The following is a 1,222-nucleotide window of genomic DNA, read 5'->3' as shown; positions in this document are numbered from 1 at the left end:
ATGCCGTCGATCACCTGCCGGTGATCCCGCCACCCGCCACAACGCCCGTTGCTGGCTGGTGGGAACGGCCGCAGCCGCTCCCACTCGGCATCACTCAGATCGCCCCGCCCCATGCCCACCACAACGAAATCGGCATGCCGCGGAAACGTCCGTCTTACGCTATCGGTCATGCCCACTCACAACCCGTCGTTCACTGTCAACGACGACGTCGAGGTGCCCCATCCCGCCTCAGGCGAGGTCTGGACCGTCGGCGCCGTCATCCTCAACCAGGACGGCCAGGCCTTCGCCCAAAAGCGGAGCCCAGACCGTCGCCTGTTTCCCGATACCTGGGACATCGTGGGGGGTCACGTCGAGGCTGGCGAAACGGTCCTGGAGGCCCTCGCACGCGAGGTTGAGGAGGAGACCGGCTGGCGCCTGACCCACGTGCGGCGGTTCCTTGGCACCACAACCTGGACGGGGGACGACGGCGGTGGACTCCGCCACGAGGCCGACTATCTTGTCGAGGTCGACGGCGACTTGGACCACCCCACTCTGGAATGGTCAAAGCACTCTGCCTACGACTGGTTCAACCCCGACAACTTCTCCCGTCTCAAAGAGAACCGCAGGTCCGGGGAGTTCTTGATCCACGACCTCATCGCACGAGCAATCGAAGATCGCCCGGACAAGTCCTAGGAGGCGGCCGGAGGCAAGCGCTCCGTCGATCAGGAGTCCGATGTGCCGGGCGAGCGATTCAGGGGCGCCAGTCCCGGTCTGCTCGGTCAGCCAGACCTGACGGTGCTGCAGGTGCAGCATGGTGATCGCCCCGGCCTCCGCGTCCAGGCAGGTCTTGACTGCTGCGCTGGCGAACGGGCATCCGACGAAGCTGTGCCGGTGGAAGGCGTCCGTCAGCGCGTCAAAGAGCCCGACTACACCGTGCCGCCCCGTCCCCAACATCGTCATTTGCTGCGCCGTCGTCCTGTTCGTCGCCCACATCGTGCTGCAGCGCAGCCGCTTCGGGCGCTATGTGTTCATGGTCGGCGCCGGCTCACAGCCGTCCGGCCTGGGCGAGGGCAAGCAGGTCGTTCGCGGCTTCCTGGGAGCGGATGCGGATGGCGGCCGGGTCGGGGACCGGTCCGCCGAGCAGGGCAGTGTCCACGATCTCTGCCTGGAGGAGGGCGGAGAAGACGTGCGCGGCCCGTGTGGGGTCGTCGATCTTGGCGCGCAGCTCGGTCGGCCAGTGGGA

Annotated in this window: 2 protein-coding genes; one reads left to right on the top strand and one right to left on the bottom strand. The window is 67.0% G+C overall.

All coding sequences use genetic code 11. From position 1 onward, the window contains the following. The first annotated feature begins 168 nt into the window (after positions 1-168). Positions 169-672 (top strand): NUDIX hydrolase, encoded by a 504-nt coding sequence (locus ACWFR4_RS49020; RefSeq protein WP_453658497.1) that lies wholly within the window; start codon positions 169-171, stop codon positions 670-672. 352 nt (positions 673-1,024) lie between these two features. Here the strand turns inward: ACWFR4_RS49020 and ACWFR4_RS49015 are convergent. After that, the coding region (locus ACWFR4_RS49015) for a TetR/AcrR family transcriptional regulator C-terminal domain-containing protein (RefSeq protein ID WP_453658495.1) at positions 1,025-1,222 on the bottom strand (198 nt) is incomplete at its 5' end.

The organism is Streptomyces sp. NPDC055140 (assembly GCF_053607285.1).
The sequence above is the reverse complement of the archived record's forward strand: the minus strand, read 5'-3'. Positions and strand labels throughout refer to the sequence as shown.

Bases quoted from the DNA above. Each gene is read 5' to 3' on its own strand.
- ACWFR4_RS49020 (WP_453658497.1), top strand. From the start codon at position 169: ATGCCCACTCACAACCCGTCGTTCACTGTCAACGACGACGTCGAGGTG.